23 protein-coding genes are annotated in these 21,830 nt (G+C 53.7%); 9 read left to right on the forward strand and 14 right to left on the reverse strand.

All coding sequences use genetic code 11. From position 1 onward, the window contains the following. Positions 1-11 precede the first annotated feature (11 nt). Positions 12-515, reverse strand: coding sequence for a transcription elongation factor GreB (gene greB, locus KP814_RS22340; protein ID WP_216738850.1), 504 nt, complete (start codon positions 513-515; stop codon positions 12-14). A 29-nt stretch (positions 516-544) separates the two neighbouring features. Beyond that, positions 545-982, reverse strand: a complete 438-nt coding sequence (locus KP814_RS22345) for a hypothetical protein (RefSeq protein ID WP_216738851.1) — start codon at positions 980-982, stop codon at positions 545-547. A gap of 590 nt (positions 983-1,572) precedes the next feature. Between KP814_RS22345 and KP814_RS22350 the strand changes: the two genes are divergently transcribed. Then, positions 1,573-2,172, forward strand: coding sequence for a TetR/AcrR family transcriptional regulator (locus KP814_RS22350; protein ID WP_371824079.1), 600 nt, complete (start codon positions 1,573-1,575; stop codon positions 2,170-2,172). A 133-nt stretch (positions 2,173-2,305) separates the two neighbouring features. Continuing rightward, positions 2,306-2,602, forward strand: a complete 297-nt coding sequence (locus KP814_RS22355) for a hypothetical protein (protein ID WP_216738853.1) — start codon at positions 2,306-2,308, stop codon at positions 2,600-2,602. A gap of 69 nt (positions 2,603-2,671) precedes the next feature. Here the strand turns inward: KP814_RS22355 and KP814_RS22360 are convergent, their stop codons facing one another. The 9 genes from KP814_RS22360 to ftsY form a co-directional block, all read right to left on the reverse strand. Further along, positions 2,672-3,985: a HAMP domain-containing sensor histidine kinase gene (locus KP814_RS22360; RefSeq protein WP_253938560.1), complete on the reverse strand. Its 1,314-nt coding sequence runs from the start codon at positions 3,983-3,985 to the stop codon at positions 2,672-2,674. 106 nt (positions 3,986-4,091) lie between these two features. Continuing rightward, entirely contained in the window at positions 4,092-4,772 is a 681-nt protein-coding gene (locus KP814_RS22365; RefSeq protein ID WP_216738855.1) for a response regulator transcription factor, read from the reverse strand. Between the two features lie 71 nt (positions 4,773-4,843). Next, a complete protein-coding gene (gene djlA / locus KP814_RS22370) occupies positions 4,844-5,650 on the reverse strand; it encodes a co-chaperone DjlA (protein WP_216738856.1) in 807 nt (268 codons plus the stop codon). 133 nt (positions 5,651-5,783) lie between these two features. Then, positions 5,784-6,551, reverse strand: a complete 768-nt coding sequence (gene hyi / locus KP814_RS22375) for a hydroxypyruvate isomerase (RefSeq protein ID WP_216738857.1) — start codon at positions 6,549-6,551, stop codon at positions 5,784-5,786. After that, positions 6,544-7,434, reverse strand: a complete 891-nt coding sequence (locus KP814_RS22380) for an NAD(P)-dependent oxidoreductase (protein ID WP_216738858.1) — start codon at positions 7,432-7,434, stop codon at positions 6,544-6,546. Before KP814_RS22380 ends, hyi begins: the two co-directional genes overlap by 8 nt. 84 nt (positions 7,435-7,518) lie before the next feature. Next, on the reverse strand, positions 7,519-8,373 hold the full coding sequence (rpoH, locus tag KP814_RS22385) for an RNA polymerase sigma factor RpoH (protein WP_216738859.1): 855 nt from the start codon (positions 8,371-8,373) through the stop codon (positions 7,519-7,521). Between the two features lie 240 nt (positions 8,374-8,613). Further along, a complete protein-coding gene (ftsX, locus tag KP814_RS22390) occupies positions 8,614-9,648 on the reverse strand; it encodes a permease-like cell division protein FtsX (RefSeq protein ID WP_216738860.1) in 1,035 nt (344 codons plus the stop codon). 33 nt (positions 9,649-9,681) lie between these two features. After that, entirely contained in the window at positions 9,682-10,344 is a 663-nt protein-coding gene (ftsE, locus tag KP814_RS22395; RefSeq protein WP_216738924.1) for a cell division ATP-binding protein FtsE, read from the reverse strand. A 58-nt stretch (positions 10,345-10,402) separates the two neighbouring features. Beyond that, a complete protein-coding gene (gene ftsY, locus KP814_RS22400) occupies positions 10,403-11,533 on the reverse strand; it encodes a signal recognition particle-docking protein FtsY (protein WP_216738861.1) in 1,131 nt (376 codons plus the stop codon). A gap of 183 nt (positions 11,534-11,716) precedes the next feature. Between ftsY and rsmD the strand changes: the two genes are divergently transcribed. Continuing rightward, complete coding sequence (rsmD, locus tag KP814_RS22405; protein WP_216738862.1) at positions 11,717-12,310, forward strand: 16S rRNA (guanine(966)-N(2))-methyltransferase RsmD; 594 nt, start codon at positions 11,717-11,719, stop codon at positions 12,308-12,310. Positions 12,311-12,374: 64 nt separating this feature from the next. Here rsmD and KP814_RS22410 read toward each other — a convergent pair whose 3' ends face one another. Both KP814_RS22410 and KP814_RS22415 read right to left on the reverse strand, forming a co-directional pair. Next, a complete protein-coding gene (locus tag KP814_RS22410; RefSeq protein ID WP_216738863.1) occupies positions 12,375-14,003 on the reverse strand; it encodes a hypothetical protein in 1,629 nt (542 codons plus the stop codon). 148 nt (positions 14,004-14,151) lie between these two features. After that, a complete protein-coding gene (locus tag KP814_RS22415; protein WP_127968197.1) occupies positions 14,152-15,345 on the reverse strand; it encodes an acyl-CoA desaturase in 1,194 nt (397 codons plus the stop codon). 315 nt (positions 15,346-15,660) lie between these two features. Here KP814_RS22415 and mutM point away from each other — a divergent pair, with 315 nt between their 5' ends. Continuing rightward, the gene (gene mutM, locus KP814_RS22420; protein WP_216738864.1) at positions 15,661-16,476 is read left to right on the forward strand and encodes a bifunctional DNA-formamidopyrimidine glycosylase/DNA-(apurinic or apyrimidinic site) lyase; all 816 of its coding nucleotides are present in this window, start codon (positions 15,661-15,663) and stop codon (positions 16,474-16,476) included. 202 nt (positions 16,477-16,678) lie between these two features. Beyond that, positions 16,679-17,023, forward strand: a complete 345-nt coding sequence (locus tag KP814_RS22425; protein WP_216738865.1) for a hypothetical protein — start codon at positions 16,679-16,681, stop codon at positions 17,021-17,023. 94 nt (positions 17,024-17,117) lie between these two features. Here the strand turns inward: KP814_RS22425 and cysQ are convergent, their stop codons facing one another. After that, positions 17,118-17,951, reverse strand: coding sequence for a 3'(2'),5'-bisphosphate nucleotidase CysQ (cysQ, locus tag KP814_RS22430; RefSeq protein WP_216738866.1), 834 nt, complete (start codon positions 17,949-17,951; stop codon positions 17,118-17,120). A 115-nt stretch (positions 17,952-18,066) separates the two neighbouring features. On the opposite strand from cysQ, the gene yrfG reads away from it, so the two are divergent. The 4 genes from yrfG to KP814_RS22450 all read left to right on the forward strand — a co-directional run bounded on the left by yrfG (position 18,067) and on the right by KP814_RS22450 (position 21,825). Beyond that, positions 18,067-18,744 (forward strand): GMP/IMP nucleotidase, encoded by a 678-nt coding sequence (yrfG, locus tag KP814_RS22435; protein WP_216738867.1) that lies wholly within the window; start codon positions 18,067-18,069, stop codon positions 18,742-18,744. Positions 18,745-18,757: 13 nt separating this feature from the next. Further along, positions 18,758-19,171: a ribosome-associated heat shock protein Hsp15 gene (hslR, locus tag KP814_RS22440; RefSeq protein ID WP_127968192.1), complete on the forward strand. Its 414-nt coding sequence runs from the start codon at positions 18,758-18,760 to the stop codon at positions 19,169-19,171. A 30-nt stretch (positions 19,172-19,201) separates the two neighbouring features. Next, a complete protein-coding gene (gene hslO / locus KP814_RS22445) occupies positions 19,202-20,059 on the forward strand; it encodes an Hsp33 family molecular chaperone HslO (protein ID WP_216738868.1) in 858 nt (285 codons plus the stop codon). A gap of 230 nt (positions 20,060-20,289) precedes the next feature. After that, entirely contained in the window at positions 20,290-21,825 is a 1,536-nt protein-coding gene (locus KP814_RS22450; protein WP_216738869.1) for a phosphoenolpyruvate carboxykinase, read from the forward strand. Positions 21,826-21,830 lie beyond the last annotated feature (5 nt).

A 21,830-nucleotide genomic window follows, 5' to 3' on the forward strand; every position in this document is an offset into this window, starting at 1 on the left:
AACCAAACGCTTTACGCGCCGCAATATTCAATTTCAATTACAAAATAGGACTTCCGGCCGGAAGGCGTCGTCACTATCACTTCATCATCTACTTGCTTCTTCAACAGCGCCTTCGCCATAGGGGAGTCAACGCTGATGTAACCTTTTTGAGCGCCCAGCTCGTCCGATCCAACGATGCGGTAACGATGCTCATCGCCTTCTTCGTCTTCCAAGGTCACCCAGGCACCAAAATAAACCCGGCTTTGGTCCTCCGGCGGACGATCCACCACCTTGAGCTCATCCAACCGCTTGGTCAGGTAGCGAACGCGCCGATCTATCTCACGCAGTTGTTTTTTGCCATAGATATACTCGGCGTTTTCACTGCGGTCGCCCATTGCCGCGGCTTCAGACACGGCCTTGGTGACTTCCGGGCGTTTTACTTTCCACAAATACTGTAGCTCTTCGCGCAAGGTGCGCTCGCCTTCCGAGGTGATATAACGGGCTTTCGGAGGGCTGGGAGGGCGATAACGACTCATCTTAAGTTCTCACCATAAACTGGGCGCGCTCAAGGACGCTCACGCTTGCTTTTTTTGAAAAGATAAGCGCCAGTGAACGCCGCAATCAAACCGCCGACATAACCCACAACGAACACGTATGAGGGAATCAACGTTGCGTCGCTTTCCCCGCTCCCGGAACTGAGCGCAAACTGCATAACCGTCAGCAGCCCCCACATGGCCAAAACGTGCCAATACTCCAGGAATCCCGCCATTCTAGCTGTCAGATAGCCCGCCAGACCATCAAAAGCAATACCTACTCCTATCAGAATAGCCATTAGCGCAAAGGCGTCGCTGGGGTTGCCGAGGAATGCCTCAAGCTCCTCTTTGGAGGCGCCTCCTGCATGCATCATCGCAAGATAAAAGCCAGCTATGAGCCGAATGGCGATTATAGAGCCGCCAAGGTCAAAAACAGTTCCTAGAATGACTGCTCGGAAATTCAACGTCATAAGAAAATTAACTGCCGTATCTGCACGATGAGTTGACTGGCGCCGTATGTCCCCTGTTTGATGGCCACCGGTAAGCAGGGACTGAGGCGTTGGTACAGGGTCAAATTCTATCGCGGCGGACAAAAAAAATCCCCTGCAAAACAGGGGATAATCTAGGCAGTGGCTAACGCTCTTAAAAAAAACAACACTCAAGGGCAGGACAACAACTACGTCAACTGGCACATAAAAAAACAAACCTAAAACACTGTGCGTTGCGCGTTTGGGTGAAACCTTCTTTTCACCATCCTTGGAGCTAAGACTACGGGATGGCTTATTGCCCCAAGGTGGATTAATTATTAACCTTTTTTAAAGGGCGGAATTCGTTTGAAAATATGACTTAACTTTCTGTTTTCAGAGAATATTCAGGGATACTTGACTTTCATCATGAAAAATTCCCGTTTTCCTGCATTCAATAGTTGAATTTAGGGTTCCGCCACTGTTATTGTCACGAACTAATCTGATGCAATCGGAATACCCCAGGTTAGATAGAGCTAATGCGCCCAGTCAGGCCCCCCGAAGAAGTTGAGCAACTTAAAAGGAATATTCTCGATGTGGCCTTGCGCCTCATCGTTCAGGAAGGATTCGCCGCCCTCACCATGCGCAGGCTTGGCAAAGCCCTCGGCATGACCGCGCCGAACCTCTACAACTATTACCAAAGCAAAGACGAAATCTACGTCACCCTGATGATTCAGGGCTTCAGCAAACTCCGCGCCTATCTGATAAAGAGAGCGGATGCGGAGCAAGACGCCATCGCCCGCGGACGCGCTATCATGCGCGGCTACATTGAGTTTGGACTCAGCCAGCCCGAGCATTATGAGCTGATGTTCTCCTCTCACGCGCCAAAATTCCGTGAATACAAAGGAACAGACATAGAACCTCTGTCCAATCAGGAATACGCGCTTTCCATGGAAGTGGCCAATTTCGCTGAGACTTGTCTGCAGTCAGTCCTGGATCGTGTCGGCCTAAACGCATCCGGCGATCAGCGCCGCACCATGTTGATCGAACTATGGAGCCTGCTGCATGGCATGGTCAGCCTTCATTTGACAGGCAATACCGCTTATTTGACGGATACGCCGCTGGAAACCTACGAGCACATATTGGATTTGCTGCTGCAGCGATTTGTGGATCGCCACCGGGAACAACAAAGCTAAAGCGCTCAGTTCAGGCAAGCCCAGCAAGGCCGGGGCGGGATGGAAAAATTAGGTTGTCTCCTCTATTTTTTGTAGGTAGGTTCTGCACAACCTCATCACCTATCCTAGCGGACAGCCCAGGGAAAAATTCATCATGAAGACCCAAGATATTCTCAATAATGCATTGAACGGGCTCGATTACATCGGCTACCAATTGGAGCACTACGGCGTCACAGACAAAGTAAACCGCCACGCCGTCCTGGCGTTCATTATGGCGGAGCAAAAACATCTTGAAGGCGAACTGGATAGCATCAGCGCTCGCGTAGGGGTGCAGAAAGCCAGAATTGAGCGGGCGCGCAGGCAAGTGGAAGGGCTCGTGAATACCACCCTGGAAACGGCCGCTTATCCGCTCAAACAAACTCTGAGCCTGATAAGATCCCGCCTGAACTAAGTTTTCTCTCGATACGATTGAAGAGGACTGCAGGAGAGGAAGAGTAGGACTTTCCCTCTCCTCTCAACGTCAGCTTGGCAAGGCGGGCGTTTTTCCCGGCGAGTCCTGCTCCGGCGCAGATGCAGCAGGCAGCGCTTTGGGGATAGGTAATTTCATTTCAGCACGCAAACCAGGCTGGTTATCCCTCAACTCCAACGCGCCTTTGTGCATTTCGCACACGGCCTTCACCATACTCAGCCCCAACCCGTTGCCCGGCAAGCCCCGCGTCTTATCTACCCGATAAAACCGCTGCACCACCTTGTCGCGCTCGTCTTCGGCAATACCAGGGCCTTCATCCCATATGCTGATGACAGCTTGGTCAAACGCCCGCAATCTGACACCGACGTTACCGTTTACTGGGGTATATTTGATGGCGTTATCCAGCAAGTTAGCGATGGCCTGGAACAGTAAATCCCGGTCGCCCTTCACGATAATGCCCTGGGCGAGGTCCAGCGACAGTGTCTGCGACTTATCCGCCGCCAAAGCTTCATATAACTCAACGGCGTCGGCCACCAGGCCATGCAGATCCACCTCAGAGAAGTTGGCGCTATAGCCGCCAGATTCGATACGCGCGATTCGCAGCAATGCATTGAACGTCTGTAATAGCTGATCCGCCTCGCCGATGATTTCCTGCACCACGGCGCGGGCATCCTCAGGCAGATCCTTCTGGCATAACAACTCCAGTCGACCGCGGACACGGGTCAATGGCGTTCGCAAATCATGTGCGATGTTGTCAGAGACGTGACGAACTCCCGCCATCAGGGCTTCGATCTGGTCCAGCATACGGTTCAAGTGATCCGCCAGCTCGTCGAAGTCATCACCAGAGCCGCGCACTGGAACGCGCAATGACAGGTTACCCTGCATAATCTGACGGCTGGTGTGGGTGATCGCTTCAATTCGCCGTCGCGTACTTTTCGCCAGCGCCACGCCCCCCAGAAAAGCCAATCCAAGGGTAATGGCCACCCCCCAGGTCAGTGAGCGCTCGATCAACTCCCGCACCCGGAAAAGATCAAAGATATCCCGCCCCACTAACAAACGGTAGCCGCCTCGTAGCGTGAACACGCGCGCGCGCGCCATGTGGGGAGCTGCGAAGCGGCCTCCTGAACGATTCAGATAAAAGCCGATCCAACCGTCTTCATCTTCCACCAAAGCAGGCCACTCATTCAGATTACCCGCCAGCGGCTGCAGGTCGGAATTGACCAGCAGATACAATGATTCGCCTTGAGGATCGTTCAGTACTCGCTCATTCATGACGCTGACCATACCGCGCAGCCCTTGCCGACGATATTGCTCAGCCAGTCCTTGAATCTCAGCCTGGATGGTTTCGTCGAACTGGGCGGACATGAAACCTACTGTCGCCCAGTAAATGAAGCCTAGAAGGAAGAGTACAGAGGCTGCGAAGAGCAGCATGTACAATATTGCGAACTGAAATGCCGAGGTGCGTAATAGCTTAGGCAGCTTCACGTAGGACGTACCCTGCTCCACGAATGGTGTGCAACAGGGGGGTCTCAAAATCCTTATCGATCTTGGCCCGCAGACGGCTGATATGAACATCGATAACGTTGGTTTGCGGATCAAAGTGATAATCCCACACTTTCTCCAGCAGCATGGTGCGCGTCAGAACCTGACCGGGATTGCGCATGAAGTATTCCAGCAAACGAAATTCCCGCGGCTGTAAATCAATGGACAAACCATTGCGCTTGACTGTACGCGCCAACAGATCCATTTCCAGATCCGCCACTTTCAGCGTGGTGACGACGTCCTGTTGCTGCTGAGAACGACGCAGCAGAGCTTCGATACGCGCCAACAACTCGCTGAAGGAGAAGGGTTTAACCAGATAGTCGTCGCCGCCGGCGCGCAAGCCCTGAACGCGATCGTCCACTTCGCCAAGCGCGCTTAACACCAGCACGGGTGTTTTAGAGCCGCCAGCGCGCAGCATGCGCACGACGGACAAGCCGTCCAGCTCAGGCAGCATACGATCCACAAGCAGCAGATCATAACTTTCGGTCGTGGCCATATGCAGGCCGGTTTTTCCGTTTTCAGTGGCGTCAACCACATATCCGCTTTCTTTGAGTCCCTTACTCAGATAGGCAGCTACATCTTTGTCGTCTTCAATAACTAAAACTCGCATTTTTCATCCCCGTCTCTTCACTACCTGATACCACTACAGAAACAGAAGTTCCTTGCCAACAGCGCCCGAACTCATCCGCCCCGCGCCCGCTTGATTTGCTCATAGGCGGTGCGGATCTCCTGAGTTTTCTCCGTCGCTATCTTAACCATTTCCTCCGGCAGGCCCTTCGACACCAGCTTATCCGGATGGTGCTGACTCATCAGACGCCGGTAGGCTTTCTTAATTTCTTCATCAGTAGAGTTTTCATTCACTCCCAGCGCGGCGTAAGCGTCCGATAGACTCGGCGTCTTTTCTTTCGCGCCGGCGTGGAAACCTTCCTGGGCGTATCGCTGTCTGGCGATAGCCATCGCCAGCAAGCCTTCAAATTGATGACGGCTGAATCCCAGAGTTTCAGCCACTTCACGCAGTATACGTTGTTCATTGGCGTGCAGATCCTGATCCGCCAGCGCAGTCGCCAGCAATATTTCCAGGAACATCTGCAGTAAGTTGGCGCGACGATGGCATTCATCCCGGAACTGGAGCAATACCGCTTGCAGGTCGAACTCCGGCTGCTTACCGCGATTGAATAATTCAATCGCCAACTTTTCCTGTTCCGGATTCAGTTGCATACCCGCCATGATGTGGCGCGCAGCCTGAATTTCCACCTCACTGACGCGGCCATCAGCTTTGGCGACATGTCCCATAACGCTGAACACGGCGGTGAAGAAGGCCGTTTGCACCCGCTCCTGATCGCCTGCGCCCCAGTTCGGCGGCTCTAATTCGATCCGCTGCACGCCGACGTCAAAACTATGTCCGATTGCAGCGCCGAGCAATCCCCCCAAGGGACCACCTAATGCATATCCAAATGCGCCGCCGATAACTTTTCCCCACCAGCCCATTAAATTCCAAGTCTCCAGTCGTCGTCTGATGTTAATTTACTAAGCTAGTAGTTCATTATTTACCCATTGCGTAGTCTAGGTACAGGGTAAATAAACGCCCAGTTAAGATTTAGTAATTTGGGGGCGAGGCCGCTTATTGCAACCACCCCAGCGTATCCCGCGTATTTCCGAGGGGAAAATATTCTGCGCTCACCCACCCTTGATAACCCATTTCATCAAGCTGGTAGAAAATATATGCAAAGTTGATTTCGCCAGTTCCAGGTTGATGACGCCCTGGATTATCGGCGAACTGAATATGTCCGATATTGGCGAGATGACGCTTGATTGTCCGCACCAAATCCCCCTCCATCACTTGCATATGATAGATATCATATTGATATTTAAGATTATTCACACCTAATACCTGAATCGCACGCAGCGCCTTTTCTGTGCTGTCGACCAGAAAACCAGGGACATCCAGGCTATTGATCGCTTCCAACGTCAGCACAATGCCCTCGTCATTCAGCTTTTTCGCCGCGTAGCGCAAATTCTCGGTCAGCGTGAGCCATGCCAGCTCATCGCTTACTGAAGCAGGCTTTATCCCCGCCAGGCAGTTCAATCTGGGCGCGCCGAGAGCCTTGGCGTATGCGATCGCCAATTCCACCCCTTCCCTAAACTCTTTCTCCCGGCCCGGAATGCATGCAATTCCGCGCTCACCGGCATCCCAATCCCCAGCAGGTAGGTTATGCAGTACTACACTGACGCCGGCGCTCTCTCGGCTGGCGGACAATAAAGCTTTATCCCAGGCATAAGGAAACTGCATTTCCACTCCGGTGAATCCAGCTTCAGCGGCCGCCGCAAAACGCGCCTCCATGGGAACGTCCGTAAACAGCATGGAAAGGTTGGCTGCGAACTTAGGCATCCTTATGCTCTCCATCAAGACGAATCTGATTAAGCGCCTCAATGTGCAGCAATAGGCCACTGTGGTCCACATTCTCATGCCCGGCTTCCAACAAAGCCTGATATTCCTCGAAAACCTGTTCGGTGAGGGGCAGAGTTAACCCCTCCGCTTTGGCCTCATCAAGGATCATGGTCAAATCTTTGTGCTGTACTCTGGCTGTCGCTCCTGGCTGGAAATCGCGCTCCAGCATGCGGCGGCCGTGTAAATCCAGAATACGGCTTGATGCGAACCCGCCCAACAACGCCTCTCGCACCGCCACCGGATCAGCGCCGCCTTTGGCCGCCAACATTAAGGCTTCGCCCACAGCGCCGATGGTGATTCCCACAATCGCCTGATTAGCGAGCTTCGCCAGTTGCCCAGCTCCATGAGGACCGATGTAGGTGGTTTTACCCAATGCGCCGAAGATAGGCTGGGCTTTGTCATACTGACTCCGCTCGCCCCCCACCATTATCGATAACGTCGCCTGCGCCGCCCCCACCGTCCCGCCTGAGACGGGCGCATCCAGGTGAGCCACCTCTCTTGCTTGCAGATAACCAGCGTGTTTACGCGCTAATGATGGCGGGATAGAGCCCATATCGATGACTAAAGCCCCGGGCGGAACAGCATCTGCAACGCCCTGCCGCATCAGAATGTCGTCAACCACCGAACCGTTTTCCAGCATCAAAATAACGACATCCGCCTTTGCAACCGCCTGCGCAGGCTCGTCAGCGATATGGGCTCGCTCAGCAAACGCTTCGGCCTTTGCGCGAGTGCGGTTCCATAGCGTCAAGGAATAACCAGCGCCTAACATATTCTCCACCATGGGCGCGCCCATCAAGCCGACGCCAAGAAAAGCGATATGCATGGTATTGTTTCCTCTAAAGGTGGGCAGCAGAGTCACCGCAAAAAAAAACCGCCATACGGCGGTTTTTTCAATATCTGGCGTCGCTTATGCTTCAAGCATCAGCTTGACCTTCTTCATTGCATTCTTTTCCAGCTGGCGTATACGCTCAGCGGAAACGCCGTACTCATCGGCAAGCTCATGCAAGGTGGCTTTGCTTTCAGCCAGCCAACGCTTTTGAATGATGTCTTTGCTGCGTTCATCCAACTGAGTCAGCGCGTCGTGGAGACGACTGTTGGAGTCTTCCTCCCAGTTTTCATTTTCCAGCATCATCGCCGGATCATAGCGGCGATCTTCCAAATAGTTCGCCGGAGCCCTGAACGCCGTTTCGTCGTCTTCATCCGCGCCTGCGTCAAAAGACGTATCCTGGCCAGCCAATCGGCTTTCCATTTCCCGCACAACATGGGTATCGACGCCCAAGTCCTCCGCAACGGCTTTGGCTTCGTCATTGGTCAACCAAGCCAGACGCTTCTTGGCGGAGCGCAGGTTAAAGAACAGTTTGCGTTGCGCTTTGGTGGTCGCCACTTTGACGATACGCCAGTTACGCAAAATGAATTCGTGAATTTCCGCTTTAATCCAGTGCACCGCGAAGGAAACCAGACGAACGCCGAACTCAGGGTTGAAGCGTTTAACCGCTTTCATCAATCCAATATTCCCTTCCTGGACCAAGTCAGCCTGAGACAGACCGTATCCGGAATAACTCTTGGCGATATGCACCACAAAGCGAAGGTGAGCCATGACTAACTGTCTGGCTGCGTATAAGTCCTCGTTCTGGTGGAAACGTTCCGCCAATTCGCGCTCTTCTTCAGCGCTGAGAACAGGAATGCTGTTTACCGCGTGAACGTATCCCTCCAGATTCCCTACTGGAGCAAGCATTTCTACAGGCCGTAAACTGGTACCCATTCAAAATCTCCAATTATCTTACTCGACGTGAAATATAGCACTTGACGATTGGACTGCCAACGCAGTCTAAAGTTCCCCATTGTAACGATATGTAACGCTGCAATCGACTTTATCGTCCTCGTCTGAAAGCCTCTGCGAGCCTATCCCTATCAAGCCCGCCGCCCGCACTGGATTACAGGACTTAACTGTAATTAAGGCCGGCTGTCATTATTTCAATAGCTGGACGATATTAAAAATTGGTCATTTAGGCTCAATATCATCCAAATGCCGTCTTACGGCGAGCCAGGCGCCGCCGCAGCCCAGGAAAGAGCCCGTCAACAGCAGCAAGGAAGAGGCTTCAATAGACAATCCGGACAAGTTGAAGCTGCTGTAATACAACGCCGCTAACTGGTTCACCGGTCCGCTCAGCCAGAGCAGCGCCATGTTCACCAATAGCCAGGCTAATAAAGCGCCGCCTACGCCATACCAAAAACCGGTATACAAGAACGGTCTGCGCACAAAGGGATCGGTACCCCCTACCAGCTTGACCACCAGAATTTCGTCTTTACGGTTCTCAATCGCCAAGCGGATGGTGTTGCCGATGATCAGAATGACCGCCAGCCCCAATAAGGCCCCTATGGCCAGGGTGCTGCGCCCCAGCACTTCAAACAAGGCATTCAAGCGCTTCACCCACTGCAGATCCAATTGCACATTGTCCACTTCAGGAAGCTTGGACAACGTTTCCGTGAAAGCCTGCACCTTTTCCGCTTGCCCGTATTCCGGCGCGGGCTGCAATACAATCACCGCCGGCAACGGGTTATCATCCAGATAAGCCAGTACATCACCCCAACCAGACAGAGACTTGAACTCCTCCAACGCCTGAGTGCGGTTAATGAACTGCATCGACTGCACCTCAGGACGCTCTTTAAGCTTCTGCGCCAATTGATACGCTGCCTGGTCGTCCACATCCAGCTTCATATAGAGCGATACCCGCGAGGCGCCCTCCAGCCCTTCCGTCAGTCCGCCCAGATTGCCGAGCATGACAAACAAGCCACACGGTAAAGCCAGCGCCACAGCGATCACCAGCCATGTCATCAGACTGGACAAAGGACTTCGTATCAGGCGCATTAAGCTGTCGCGGGCGATCAGACGGTGGTGGGAAAAGTAGGCTTCCAGGCCGCTTTGCTCTAACCCGGCGGAGGCGCCCTGACGCGGCGGCGCTTCCGCTGGCGGAGGAGGCGGCTGTTTACGACCCGATCTTGAAGGGCTGGCTCCGCGCGGTATGTTTTCTTTCATATTCTTTTATTCTCTTCGCTCGGGAGATTTCAATCAGCCGCGACCGGCCACCAGTTGGCCATGATCCAGTCGCATTACGCGATGCTTCATATGAGAGATCAGCGCCAGATCATGGCTGGCGATCAGCACGGTCACACCGACCTGGTTAAACTGCTGGAACAATCGCATGATCTCGGCGGATAACTCAGGGTCCAGGTTTCCTGTCGGCTCATCGGCAAGCAGCAATGGCGGTTTGTTCACCACCGCTCGGGCGATGCCCACCCGCTGCTGCTCCCCTCCAGATAGAGTGATGGGCAATGAGTTTTCTTTCTTCAACAACCCAACCTTATCCAGAGACGCACGCACCCTTCTTCCGATCTCCCGGGAGGAAACGCCTGCGATTTCCAATGGCAAGGCGACGTTTTGAAATACAGTGCGATCAAACAGCAAATGGTGATTCTGGAACACAACCCCCACATGGCGACGGAAATAGGGAATTTGCCGGCGGGGAAACTTCTCCAGATTCTGACCGCCGATATAAATGCGCCCCTGATTGGGACGCTCCATGAGCATGATCAATTTCAGAAGCGTGCTTTTGCCCGCGCCAGAGTGCCCGGTCAGAAACGCCATCTCACCGCGCCGCAATGAAAAGCTGACCTCAGACAGGGCTTCAAACCCGCCGCTGTAGCGTTTTGAGACCCGATCAAAGTGGATCATGCTGTCGCCGATCATAAATTTCCTCTTTGCCTCATCGCCTTGCTCTTAAGCCTCGGTTTTATGCGTCAAACAGCGCATCCACAAATTCGCTAGCGTTGAATGGGCGCAGATCGTCAATACCTTCCCCTACGCCAATATAGCGGATCGGCAATCCATGCTGCTTGGCGATGGCGAACAGGATGCCGCCTTTCGCCGTGCCATCCAGTTTGGTGATGGCGATACCTGTGACGCCGACCGCCTGACGGAACAACTGAGCCTGGCTCAGCGCATTCTGTCCTGTACCTGCGTCCAGCACCAACAACACCTCATGAGGCGCGTCCGGGTCATGCTTCTTGATGACGCGAACCACTTTCTCCAGCTCGGACATCAGATTCTCTTTGTTCTGCAGACGTCCCGCGGTATCAGCGATAACAATGTCCACTCCACGGGACTTAGCCGCCTGCACCGCGTCAAAAATGACGGAGGCGCTGTCCGCGCCGGTATGTTGCGCGATAACAGGCACATTGTTGCGCTCACCCCAAACTTGTAGCTGCTCCACAGCAGCGGCGCGGAAGGTATCTCCGGCGGCCAGGACGACAGAGCGGCCTTCCTGCTGGAATTTATTCGCCAGCTTGCCGATGGTGGTGGTCTTACCGACGCCGTTCACGCCCACCACCAGAATCACATAAGGGGTCTTGTTTTCGACTTGCAGAGGGCTGGAGCATGGCTCTAACAGGCCACGGAGCTCTTCTTTCAGGGCTTCATAGAGCGCAGATGAGTCTTTTAACTGATTACGATCGAGCTTTTCAGTAATGGCCTGAGTAATCTGCGTCGTGGCCTCAATGCCCACGTCGGCGGATAACAACAGGGTTTCGATTTCTTCCAGCAGCTCTTCATCTATCGCCTTGGCGCCGGCGAACAGCGCCATAAGGTTCTGGCTAAACTGGCCACGGGTTTTGCTCAAGCCTGTGCGCACCCTCGTCAACCATCCGCCGGAAGGCTCTTGCGCAGCGACCTCTTTTGCAGGCTCAGGTGGCGTCTTTGCCGGCGTGACGCCCTTCGTTTCAGCTTGCTTCTGCGTTTCAGGCGGGCTCAGTTCGAATGAGCGCGGACGCGGGAGGCTATTTCTACGGGACAGAATGTCGGCGATCAATAACAATACCGACAGCCCCATCAGGGCCATAAACACATAGTTGATCATTGAATGCATATCAGAGATGTCCAAAACTTAGGCGAAGATGCAAATGGGGCCCTATTCTATTAACCTGCGATGTTCGTACGCAAGGCTAACGGCCCTACCTGCTCCGCCGCGCTCAAATATAGGCGGCGAAATTGAGGACGTGACGCCCTAAGCGCCTGGTAATTTACATTTCATTCGGACTACACACATAGCATGAGACATAAAGGCAAGTCCGCCCCTGAGTTGGGCCAATTGCGCATTATCGGCGGCTCCCACCGGGGTAGAAAACTGACGTTTCCCGCTTTGGACGGCGTGCGCCCAACCCCAGACCGGGTGCGGGAAACGCTATTCAACTGGCTAATGCCCATATTTCCCGGCCCTCGCTGCCTGGATGTATTCTGCGGCAGCGGCGCGCTGGGATTGGAGGCGCTTTCCCGCGGCGCGGCGGATGTGACCTTTATTGATCAAAGCCCAGTGATTGCATCTCATTTGAAAAGCCAAATACAGCTTCTACGCGCGGATAACGCCAGTGTGGTGAACGCAGACGCGTTGAGTTGGTTAAGAGCGGCATCGCCGGACAAGCCCTGGGAGGTTGTATTTCTTGATCCGCCTTTCAGAAAAGAGTTTCTTGCTCCCGCCCTGCAAATCCTGGCGGAAAGACAACTGCTTGCAGCAAACGCCTATGTATATATAGAAGCGGAGGTGGAGCTCAATCCCCTCCCACTGCCTCCCGGCTGGAATATTTCCCGCCATAAGACAACGGGGCAAGTGCAATATGCGTTATGTCAGGTTCGCCAGCCAGACTGATTTTTTAGCGGCGCTCACTACCGGATAACGCCGCACTCAGGCTTTCATCTTCAGTAAGCGGTTATCAAGGATATACGGGAAGACTGTAGCCGCGAGCGAGGATGTGCTCCCAGATATTGGCTTCCGAGTCGGATACCGTCATTAAGTCAAAATCCAATGGCGAGCCGCCGTCCACAACGTTGACAGTGCTGGCGTTTTCATCACTCAAGTCACTATCCAGATCCCGATCATATAAAAAGGCGCCGCCTGCATACATGCAGATATTGGTTGGGGCATAGGTAATATCTGACGAACCATCGCTGGAGACGATGTATTTGTCGCTGGTCGAGTCATAAGTCAGAAACTGTCTCTGGGCGTATTGATTAAAGTCCGTTGGGCTGTGATCGCCTCCCGGGCCAGCCCAGTTGCAGATAAATCCATTAATTTGGCCGCTCAGACTCTCCTGAACCCTGTCGCCAAAACCAAAGTATGCTTCGCCTCCGGCCGTGGTCTCTATACCTACATCTAAAATCCGCGCATGGGAATCGCCTGAACCCGCCTGCCACGAATAAGAATAGAGGCCCAGCAGACTGTCAGTATTAAACTCAGCAGTAAATACATTAAAGTTGTCCGCCCACGCCCCACCCGGATCAACAGCAAAGGCCTCGCTCAATACCGTAGAGGAAACCAGATTATCCCGGATATCCGCTGCTGGCGTCGTACTGGCCCAGCCACAGGCTGTAGCGCTTCTTGATTGCAAAGTGACGTTGGTGGAACCCGTTTTCTTGTAGTGGACGGAACCATTGTGGGAGACGTTGTTATCCCCCACGCCGCAATTACCGCCAGTGAAAACGTCCTCTACAATGTACGAAAATAAACCTTCGAACAGACCCGTGTCACGATCAGTAATCGCGTGTTGTAGACTCAATACGATATTGCGAGCTCCAGATCCGTCGTCGTAGCTCACGGACAAACTGTAAGACCAGACAGAGCCGCCGGCATCCAGGCTCATGGTCGCACTGTTAAAAGTCATGCTGCTCAGACTCAACGCGTTCAGCTCATCCGTCAGGTCGACACTCGCTCCCGGGCTGATATCGTCCGGCCAGGTCGCGCCAGTAGACTCGTAAACCGCCACCATCCCGGCCAATGTCAGCATCCCCATTCCTACTCGCGCTTGAACATCCCGCATTCGCGCGTTCAACTGGGCCGCCGCACAAGCTTCCCCGTCCTCCGTGCTGGCGTTCCAAATCCCCAGATCCCCACTCGGCAGTTCGCCCGAGCCGGGATCGCCCATCCCCGCGTCAGGGTGGTTTTGCCACTTTAATGTCGGTCCGTAACAGGAGGCATTACCACCGCGGGTAAAGAACGCCGTCGGATCAAAGCTCGCAGTCAACGCCAAGTCTCGGCTCAAAACCCGAGAGATGGTCGCAGACGTTTCCGTGTAGGCGCTTGAAGACGCCACCGCCAAGGCGGAAAACGCAACACGGGGAAGTTCCTTCCGTTGCGATTTGTCGCCAACGCTTAGAGCGCCCAGACCACTGGAGGCGTCCACAGGACTGGCCACAGTCACGCCTGTGGGGAAATCAACCGTAGCGGACACGCTTCCGCTACTACCGCTATCTGATGAGTTGTTGTCAGAATCACACCCGCCAAGGATGAGCAAGGTGAGCAAAGAGATATATAAGAAAGTCCCGACTGTGCTTTCGCTTTTCATGTTTCCTCCTGATAGATGAACAGCGCAAAGTGCGGCGGACTGATTCTCGCCTGAGTCAGAGGAAAGTATGGTCAATGATTAAGGAAAGAGGAGAAAAAAGACCGGCTTCCGCCGGTCTTTCCAGAGATATGCCAGGCAGATAAAGCCGCTATCGCGCCACCGCAGGCGCCGGGACCAAAGAGAAGGATTTCAGCCAGGCGGCAAACTCCTCCAAATGGCGCACGCCGCTTTGCTCCGCCTGATGACACCATTCACGCAAAGCCGCGACTTTATCCTGATATTGCATGCCTGGCTGACGTTTCCAGATCGCCTGCAGCTCTTTGCTCTTTTGATAGATCATCTGCAGGGTTTCATGCTTCGCCAGCACTTCCTGCAAGCGGTGATGTTCTTGCGGATGAATCAGAGATTCCTCCCGATACATCAACTTACGCACTTTCTGCAGTAATGTGCGTTCTTCCGGTGGCAGTTGCAGCTTGCGCTCATTTAGTAACGGAGCCAGCACTTTCTTACGATACTGCACCATCACTTGAAAGCGGTTGTTGGCGATGGCCATCAGTGTATCCACATCCAGCAGCGCCTTTCCGGGCACCTGATGCGCAATTGGGCCGACAGGCTTGGCTTTGGCCAGACGAAGAAATTCAAAGATCTTGATCCACATCCAGCCAATATCAAACTCCCAGGGTTTAACGGAAAGCTTGGGCGAATGCGGATAGGTGTGATGATTGTTGTGCAGTTCTTCGCCGCCAATGAAAAAGCCCCAGGGCGAAATATTTCTGGCGTTGTCGGTGCATTCAAAATTGCGGTAGCCAAAGAAGTGCGCAATCCCGTTAATAACGCCAGCGGCAAAGAAGGGAATCCACATCATCTGCACCGCCCATACGGTAATTCCCTTAGCGCCGAACAGCAGCAGGTCAATCACTGCCATGACGGTGATGCCAATCCAGTTGTAGGGAGCATATAGGTTACGCTCCAGCCAGTCTTCCGGGGTGCGTTGTCCGTAACGCTTGAGGGTTTCCTCTGTAGCGCCGGCTTTATAGAGCTCCGCGCCACTCCAAAATACGGTCTTCAGCCCTTTTTTCACCGGGCTGTGCGGGTCCTCTTCAGTCTCACACTTCGCATGATGTTTACGGTGTACAGCTGTCCACTCTTTCGTAATCATGCCTGTTGTCAGCCACAGCCAGAAACGGAAAAAATGTGCTAACGCCGGATGCAGATCGACTGAGTTATGAGCTGAATGACGGTGTAAGTAAACAGTGACGCTCACAATGGTGATTTGCGTAAGAATCAGGGTCGCCAGGACGGTTTGCCAAGCAGTCAGCCCCAGCAGGCCTTCATACCACATGTGGAAATCTCTCTTGTTGTATCCCGAAATTTGAGCGTACAAGTGTACGCTAAACTTTGCGCGCCCGCATATTAAAGTTTGTAAGAAATTGCTGAAAAGCCGGCCTGAAACGGGACGATGTTCGCACTCTGCAATCAGCGATTACAAAGGCTAACTCATGCTATCTCGGGGAAGTTCTCTATAGGTTTTTCGCAACCTCATGGTTAGACTGTGATTTTTACGCGGCGAATGCTCAGAGCCCCACCTTTTCCGTGGGGTATAATCAAGCCGATAACGTTCACCCTCTTACCCAGTTCGAAGACAAAGGTTTACCCCGTGCCAGAATTACCAGAGGTGGAAACCACCCGCAGAGGCGTCGCGCCCCACATCACCGGCCGTAAAATTCTTAAAGTAAATGTCTATGAACCACGGCTACGCTGGCCGGTGCCAGCCGACTTGCCTGCCGCCGCCGAGGGCAAAACGGTGCAGGACGTCACCCGGCGCGCCAAATATCTGTTAATCAATCTGGGTGAAAATGAGCTGCTTTTTCATTTGGGAATGTCCGGCAATCTGCGCATCGTGGCGCCGGAAACCCCACGCATGAAGCATGATCATGTAGATATATTGCTCGAAGGCGATATAACTCTGCGTTACAACGATCCGCGACGTTTCGGCTGCCTGTTGCTGCTAAATCCGCCAACGCAGGAACACCCCCTGCTGAGACATCTCGGTCCTGAGCCCTTGAGCGACCAGTTCAGTGGAGAGCTTCTTTATAAGTTGTCCCGACAACGCAAGTCACCGGTAAAAACATTTCTCATGGACCAAGCCATCGTGGTCGGCGTAGGCAATATTTACGCGAATGAAGCTCTGTTCCTGGCGGGCATCCGCCCCACGCGACCAGCAGGAGAAGTTAGCCTAAAACGTTATCAGGCTCTGGCGGATGCGGTAAGAAAAGTACTAAGCGACGCCATCAACATGGGCGGCACCACTTTGCGTGATTTTGTAGGCGGAGACGGCAAGCCCGGTTATTTTCAGCAAACGCTGCGGGCTTATGGTCGTGGCGGACAGCCCTGCATCCTGTGTAAAACGGAACTCAAAGAAATCAAATTAGGCCAGCGGGCAAGCGTGTTTTGCCCCTCTTGCCAACGGTAAGATAAGCTGACTATCGCTACAGGCGCCTGATGGGAGAATGTCACAAACTCAACAAAAGGCGTCGACAGGGGCGCGGCAAAGTTAGAAAATACACAAAATATTATTGCAAAACAGCTGATTCTTTTTTAGAAAGTTTTCAAAAGCCTGTTATATTTGTCTTAATAGATAGACTATTGGATTTGTTAATTGGGAGAGTTCACCCATGCGCCAGACGCTTATTCGTTGGATTAGTATTGTTGTCGCCACTGCAGCTTTTGTCATGCCTACTGCAGGATACAGCGAAACCGTGGAGGAAAAGCCATCCGCGTTGGCCATGACCGGTGACGCTCTGTTCGCCCGTCCAGTGCTGTTCGGCATCACCGTCATTGGCTCTGTCGTTTATGTCGCGTCACTGCCCTTTTCCGCCTTGGGTGGAAACGCTGGCGAAGCGGCGGAGACTCTGGTTATCGGCCCAGCCAAAACCACTTTTGTACGCTGCTTGGGCTGCACCCGGGTTGGCCGTAAAGAGAAAGTGGTGACTTTGGGCGACGAAGGCGCTCAAAATTAAGTCGACAGACTACGTTTAGAATACAAAAAGCCGGCGTAAGCCGGCTTTTTCGTTTTAATGCCCCTACCTTTGAAGCAGGGCTTCCGCAACTAGACTAGAGCACCAGCTCTTTCCATACTTCGCCATCGTCTGCGATAGCGTGAAAATGCGGATTCAAGATGCTTTCTTTAGAGTTATAACGCAACGGTTTGTATTCTGCGTCCACCATAACGCCCCCCGCTCCAAGTAGCACCGCATGTGCCGCAGCGGTATCCCACTCGGAGGTCGGCGCCAGACGGGGATACCAATCCGCTTTGCCTTCCGCCACCAGACAGATTTTAAGAGAACTGCCGATGCTCTTGCGTTCTAGTTTTGCAAAGCGCGCTTCCGCTTTATCCAGCATAGGCTGCAGCGCTTCGCCTCCATGACGACGGCTGGCCACCACCACAACTTCCGCCTCCGGGTTCAGCTTGCGGGCGGCGATCGCATGAGATGCGCCATTCTCCGCCAAAAATGCGGCAGCGTCGCCATCCAGACTCCAGCCATAATATAACTGGCTTCTCACAGGCACATACACCCAACCTGCAACCGGAAAGCCTTCATGAATCAACGCGATATTGACAGTGAACTCACCGTTTCGGTTAATAAACTCCTTGGTGCCGTCGAGCGGGTCGACCAGCCAATAGGTCGTCCACTGGCGGCGCTCTTCGTAGTCCGGCAAGGTGGACTCCTCCGACAGCACAGGAAACCCTTCCGGCATTTTTCGCAGGCCTTCGGCAATAATTGCATGGGCTCTGCGATCCGCCTGGGTCAATGGGGAGTCATCGTCTTTGGTGGTGATTTCAATGGATTCCGCTTTTTCATATACATCGAGAATCGCTGCTCCGGCCGCATCCATAATCCCTTGAATTTCGGCATGCATACGCTCAATGGTGTTTTTATCTATCATGTAACCTTGTCCTGATGGGAAGGGGGACGACGCCATCTTTGCGCGCGCCTGTCCTGTACTCTTTGAAAGAGTTACAATCTAACAGAGTTACTCATGAAGTAAAGAAGGTTATTGCATGCTGGATTGGAGCGCCATCGACACCATATTGCTTGATATGGATGGCACATTACTGGACTTACATTTCGACAATTTTTTCTGGATGGAGCACCTGCCAAAGCGCTTGGCGGAGCTTAAAGATATTCATCCAGAAGTTGTGAGCAAGGACCTGCTCGATAAAGTCCGCCAACTGCAGGGGCAGCTGAACTGGTACTGTCTCGACTATTGGAGCCGTGAGCTGGACGTCGACATTCCCACGCTAAAAGAAGAAGTTCGACATCTTATTGGCTATCGCCCCTTTGTTGAGGAGTTCCTCAAGACAATGCGGGACAGCCATCATCGAGTGGTAATGGTGACCAATGCCCATCGCAAAAGCCTTGACCTCAAGTTACGCCAGGTCGACCTGACGCCTTATTTTGACAACATTGTCAGCTCCCACGACTTTGGGGTTCCCAAAGAGGACATCGCATTTTGGAGCCGTTTGCAGGAGGTTGAGCCATTCCAGCCGGACAGAGCGCTATTGATAGACGACAGCTTACCCGTACTGCGCTCAGCCAAAGAATACGGCGTCGCGCACTTGCTGGCGGTCTTGCACCCGGACAGTAAGCGCCCCGCAAATGAAGAGACGGAATTTAAGGGCATTCTGCACTTCGATCAGATTTTGCCTGCCAACGTCTTCGTCAACAGTAAAGTTTAGAGACAGGTAATAAATGAAGGAGCAGGCTTCAGCGACAGAACACAAAGTGCGGTTGGATAAGTGGTTATGGGCCGCGCGCTTCTACAAAACCCGCACCCTCGCCAAAGAGGCCATTGAAGGCGGCAGAGTGCACTATAATGGAGCCCGCGTTAAGCCCGGACGGGTAGTTGAAGCCGGGGCGGAGGTCACGCTCAAACAGGGCTGGTCGGAAAAGACTGTGCTGGTACTGGACATCTCCGAAAAACGCGGCCCGGCCCCTGTGGCGCAGAAGCTATATCAAGAAACGGAAGCCAGCGTCGAAAAACGCGAACAACTGGCCTGGCAGCAGAAGCAGATTCAGGCGGCGCAATTGCCGCCGGCGCGCAGGCCGACGAAGAAGCAACGGCGTATGATCCACCGCTTCAAAGAACAAGCTGAACACGATTAATATTGATTAGAGCAGGATATTTCCTCACTCATGAAAGCCGATTTACTGCAACGCTTTATTTTTGACGAACTGGACATCCGCGGCGAACTGCTGGTTTTGGAAAAAACCATACAGGACGCGCTGTCTCGCCATGACTACCCACAGGCCATCCAGTCTTTACTGGGCCAGGCTTTAAGCGCGGGTCTGCTGCTGAGTGCGACGCTCAAAATCAAGGGTGACACCACCCTGCAGGCCACCGGCGAAGGGGAGTTACGCCTATTGATGGCTGAAGCGACTCATCGCCGCACCGCCCGCGGCATCGCTCGCTGGGAAGGTACGCCAAACAGCGCGTCATTAAAGCAATTGCTGGGAAATCGCGCCGCTCTCGCGATAACTATTACGCCTCAAAATGGTCAGCGCTATCAAGGCATTGTGCCTCTCTCTTCGGATTCACTTTCCGCCTGTCTGGAAGAATACTTTGAGCGCTCCGAGCAGCTGGCGACCAGAATCTGGCTATATGAGTCCAACGGGCGCTGGGGTGGACTGCTGTTACAACAACTTCCCGCAGCCCGTGGCGGCGAGCACTCCGCTGAAAACTGGGAGCGTATCGTTGCGCTATCCGCCACGCTAACGGCGGATGAGTTATTCAGTTTGCCCGCGGAAGAAGTGTTGCATCGCCTGTTCCATGAGGAGTCCGTCAGAGTCCTGCAGGAAGAACCCGCCAGTTTCTGGTGCTCCTGCTCAGAAGAGAGAACCCTGGAAGTGGTTAAATCCCTGGGCCGCGAAGAAGCCTTATCCATCTTGGATGAGAGCGGCGAAATAGAAATGAACTGCCAGTTTTGCATGCAGCGCTATAGCTTTGGCCGCGAGCGCATAGAGCAGTTATTCGACTCCCCCACCCTTCACTGAACCTGACGCGCGCGCGAACCGTTTCGCGCACCCCGGCCGGCCCCCACGGGGCGGGCCGGAAACGCCCGCAGGACTAGGCCTTACGCACACCCGGAAACTGTCGTCTTTTCAACCTGCTTTTGGCATAATAGCGCCCCTGTTTGCGATAACGCAGCGCGTCCCGAGCATAACAAAACCTAAAAGAACGGCGGCGTCTGCGCCTATGATTGTTATAATGAGGGCGAGGTTAAGTGAGCAATATATATACAGATCTTAGTTCAGCCGAGTTGGTTGAACAGTCTATTTGCCGTAAAGAAGGCCGCATGGCCGCCAACGGCTCCCTGGTGGTCAACACCGGAAAACGAACGGGACGCTCCCCAATGGATCGTTTCATCGTACAGGAGCCCAGCACTGCGGATGCGATCGACTGGGGCGCGATTAACCGCCCCTTCGATGCAGAGAAATTCGATGCGCTTTGGGACCGCGTCGAAGATTACATCTCCACCCGCGACCGATTCGTTTCCCACCTGCACGTAGGCGCCGATCCCGAGCACTACCTACCTATCAAAGTCACCACCGAAACTGCCTGGCACAACCTGTTCGGCCGTAACCTGTTCATTCGCCCCGAGCGTTACAACCCGGCGGACAAACAGGAATGGCAAGTGATGAACATTCCAGACTTCGTGTGCGAGCCTGAACGCGACGGGACCAACAGCGATGGCGCAGTAATCATCAACTTTGCGCGCCGCAAAGTATTACTGGCCGGCATGCGGTACGCAGGAGAAATGAAGAAGGCGATGTTCTCCGTGCAGAACTTCCTGCTGCCGGAAAAAGACGTGCTGCCCATGCACTGCTCCGCCAACGTCGGCGAAGATGGTCAGACATGCCTGTTCTTCGGTTTGTCCGGCACTGGCAAAACCACGCTGTCTGCTGACGAGTCCCGTTTTCTGATCGGCGACGATGAGCACGGCTGGGGACGCGGCACGGTTTTCAACGTGGAAGGCGGCTGCTATGCGAAGTGTATCGATCTAAGCCAGAAAAATGAGCCGGTTATCTGGAACGCTATTCGTTTTGGCGCCATCGTCGAGAACGTTGTCATTGACGATCAAGACCGCACGCCGGACTACACTGACGTATCTCTGACCGAAAACACTCGCTGCGCCTACCCGCTTGAGCACGTGGAAAAGCGCGTGCTGGAAAACCGCGCAGGCGAACCGTCTGCGATCGTCTTCCTGACTTGCGATATGACTGGCGTATTGCCTCCCGTTTCCATCCTGAGCAAAGAAGCAGCGGCTTACCACTTCCTGAGCGGCTATACCGCCCTGGTAGGCTCCACCGAGATGGGCTCCAGCTCCAAGCTGAAATCCACTTTCTCCACCTGCTTCGGCGCACCGTTTTTCCCTCGCCCTGCTGGCGTTTACGCAGAACTGTTAATGAAGCGTATGGACGAATTCGGCAGCAAGGTTTATCTGGTCAACACTGGCTGGACCGGCGGCTCCCACGGCGTAGGCAAGCGCTTCAGCATTCCTGTGACTCGCGCCATCATCAGCGCCATCCAAAGCGGTGAGCTGGCGGATGTCGAAACGGAGCACCTGGAAAAACTGAACCTGACTGTTCCTAAAGAACTGGAAGGCGTAGACAGCGTACTGCTGAACCCGCGCAACACCTGGGCGGACAAAGAAGCTTACGACGCCAAGGCGCAGGATCTGATCCAGCAGTTCGTGGAGAACTTCAAAAAGTTCGACGTTTCCGACGCTATCCGCGCAGCGGGTCCTTCTTTGGACTAAGCGAC

The sequence above is a fragment of the Hahella sp. HN01 genome, assembly GCF_018986435.1.
GTDB lineage: Bacteria > Pseudomonadota > Gammaproteobacteria > Pseudomonadales > Oleiphilaceae > Hahella.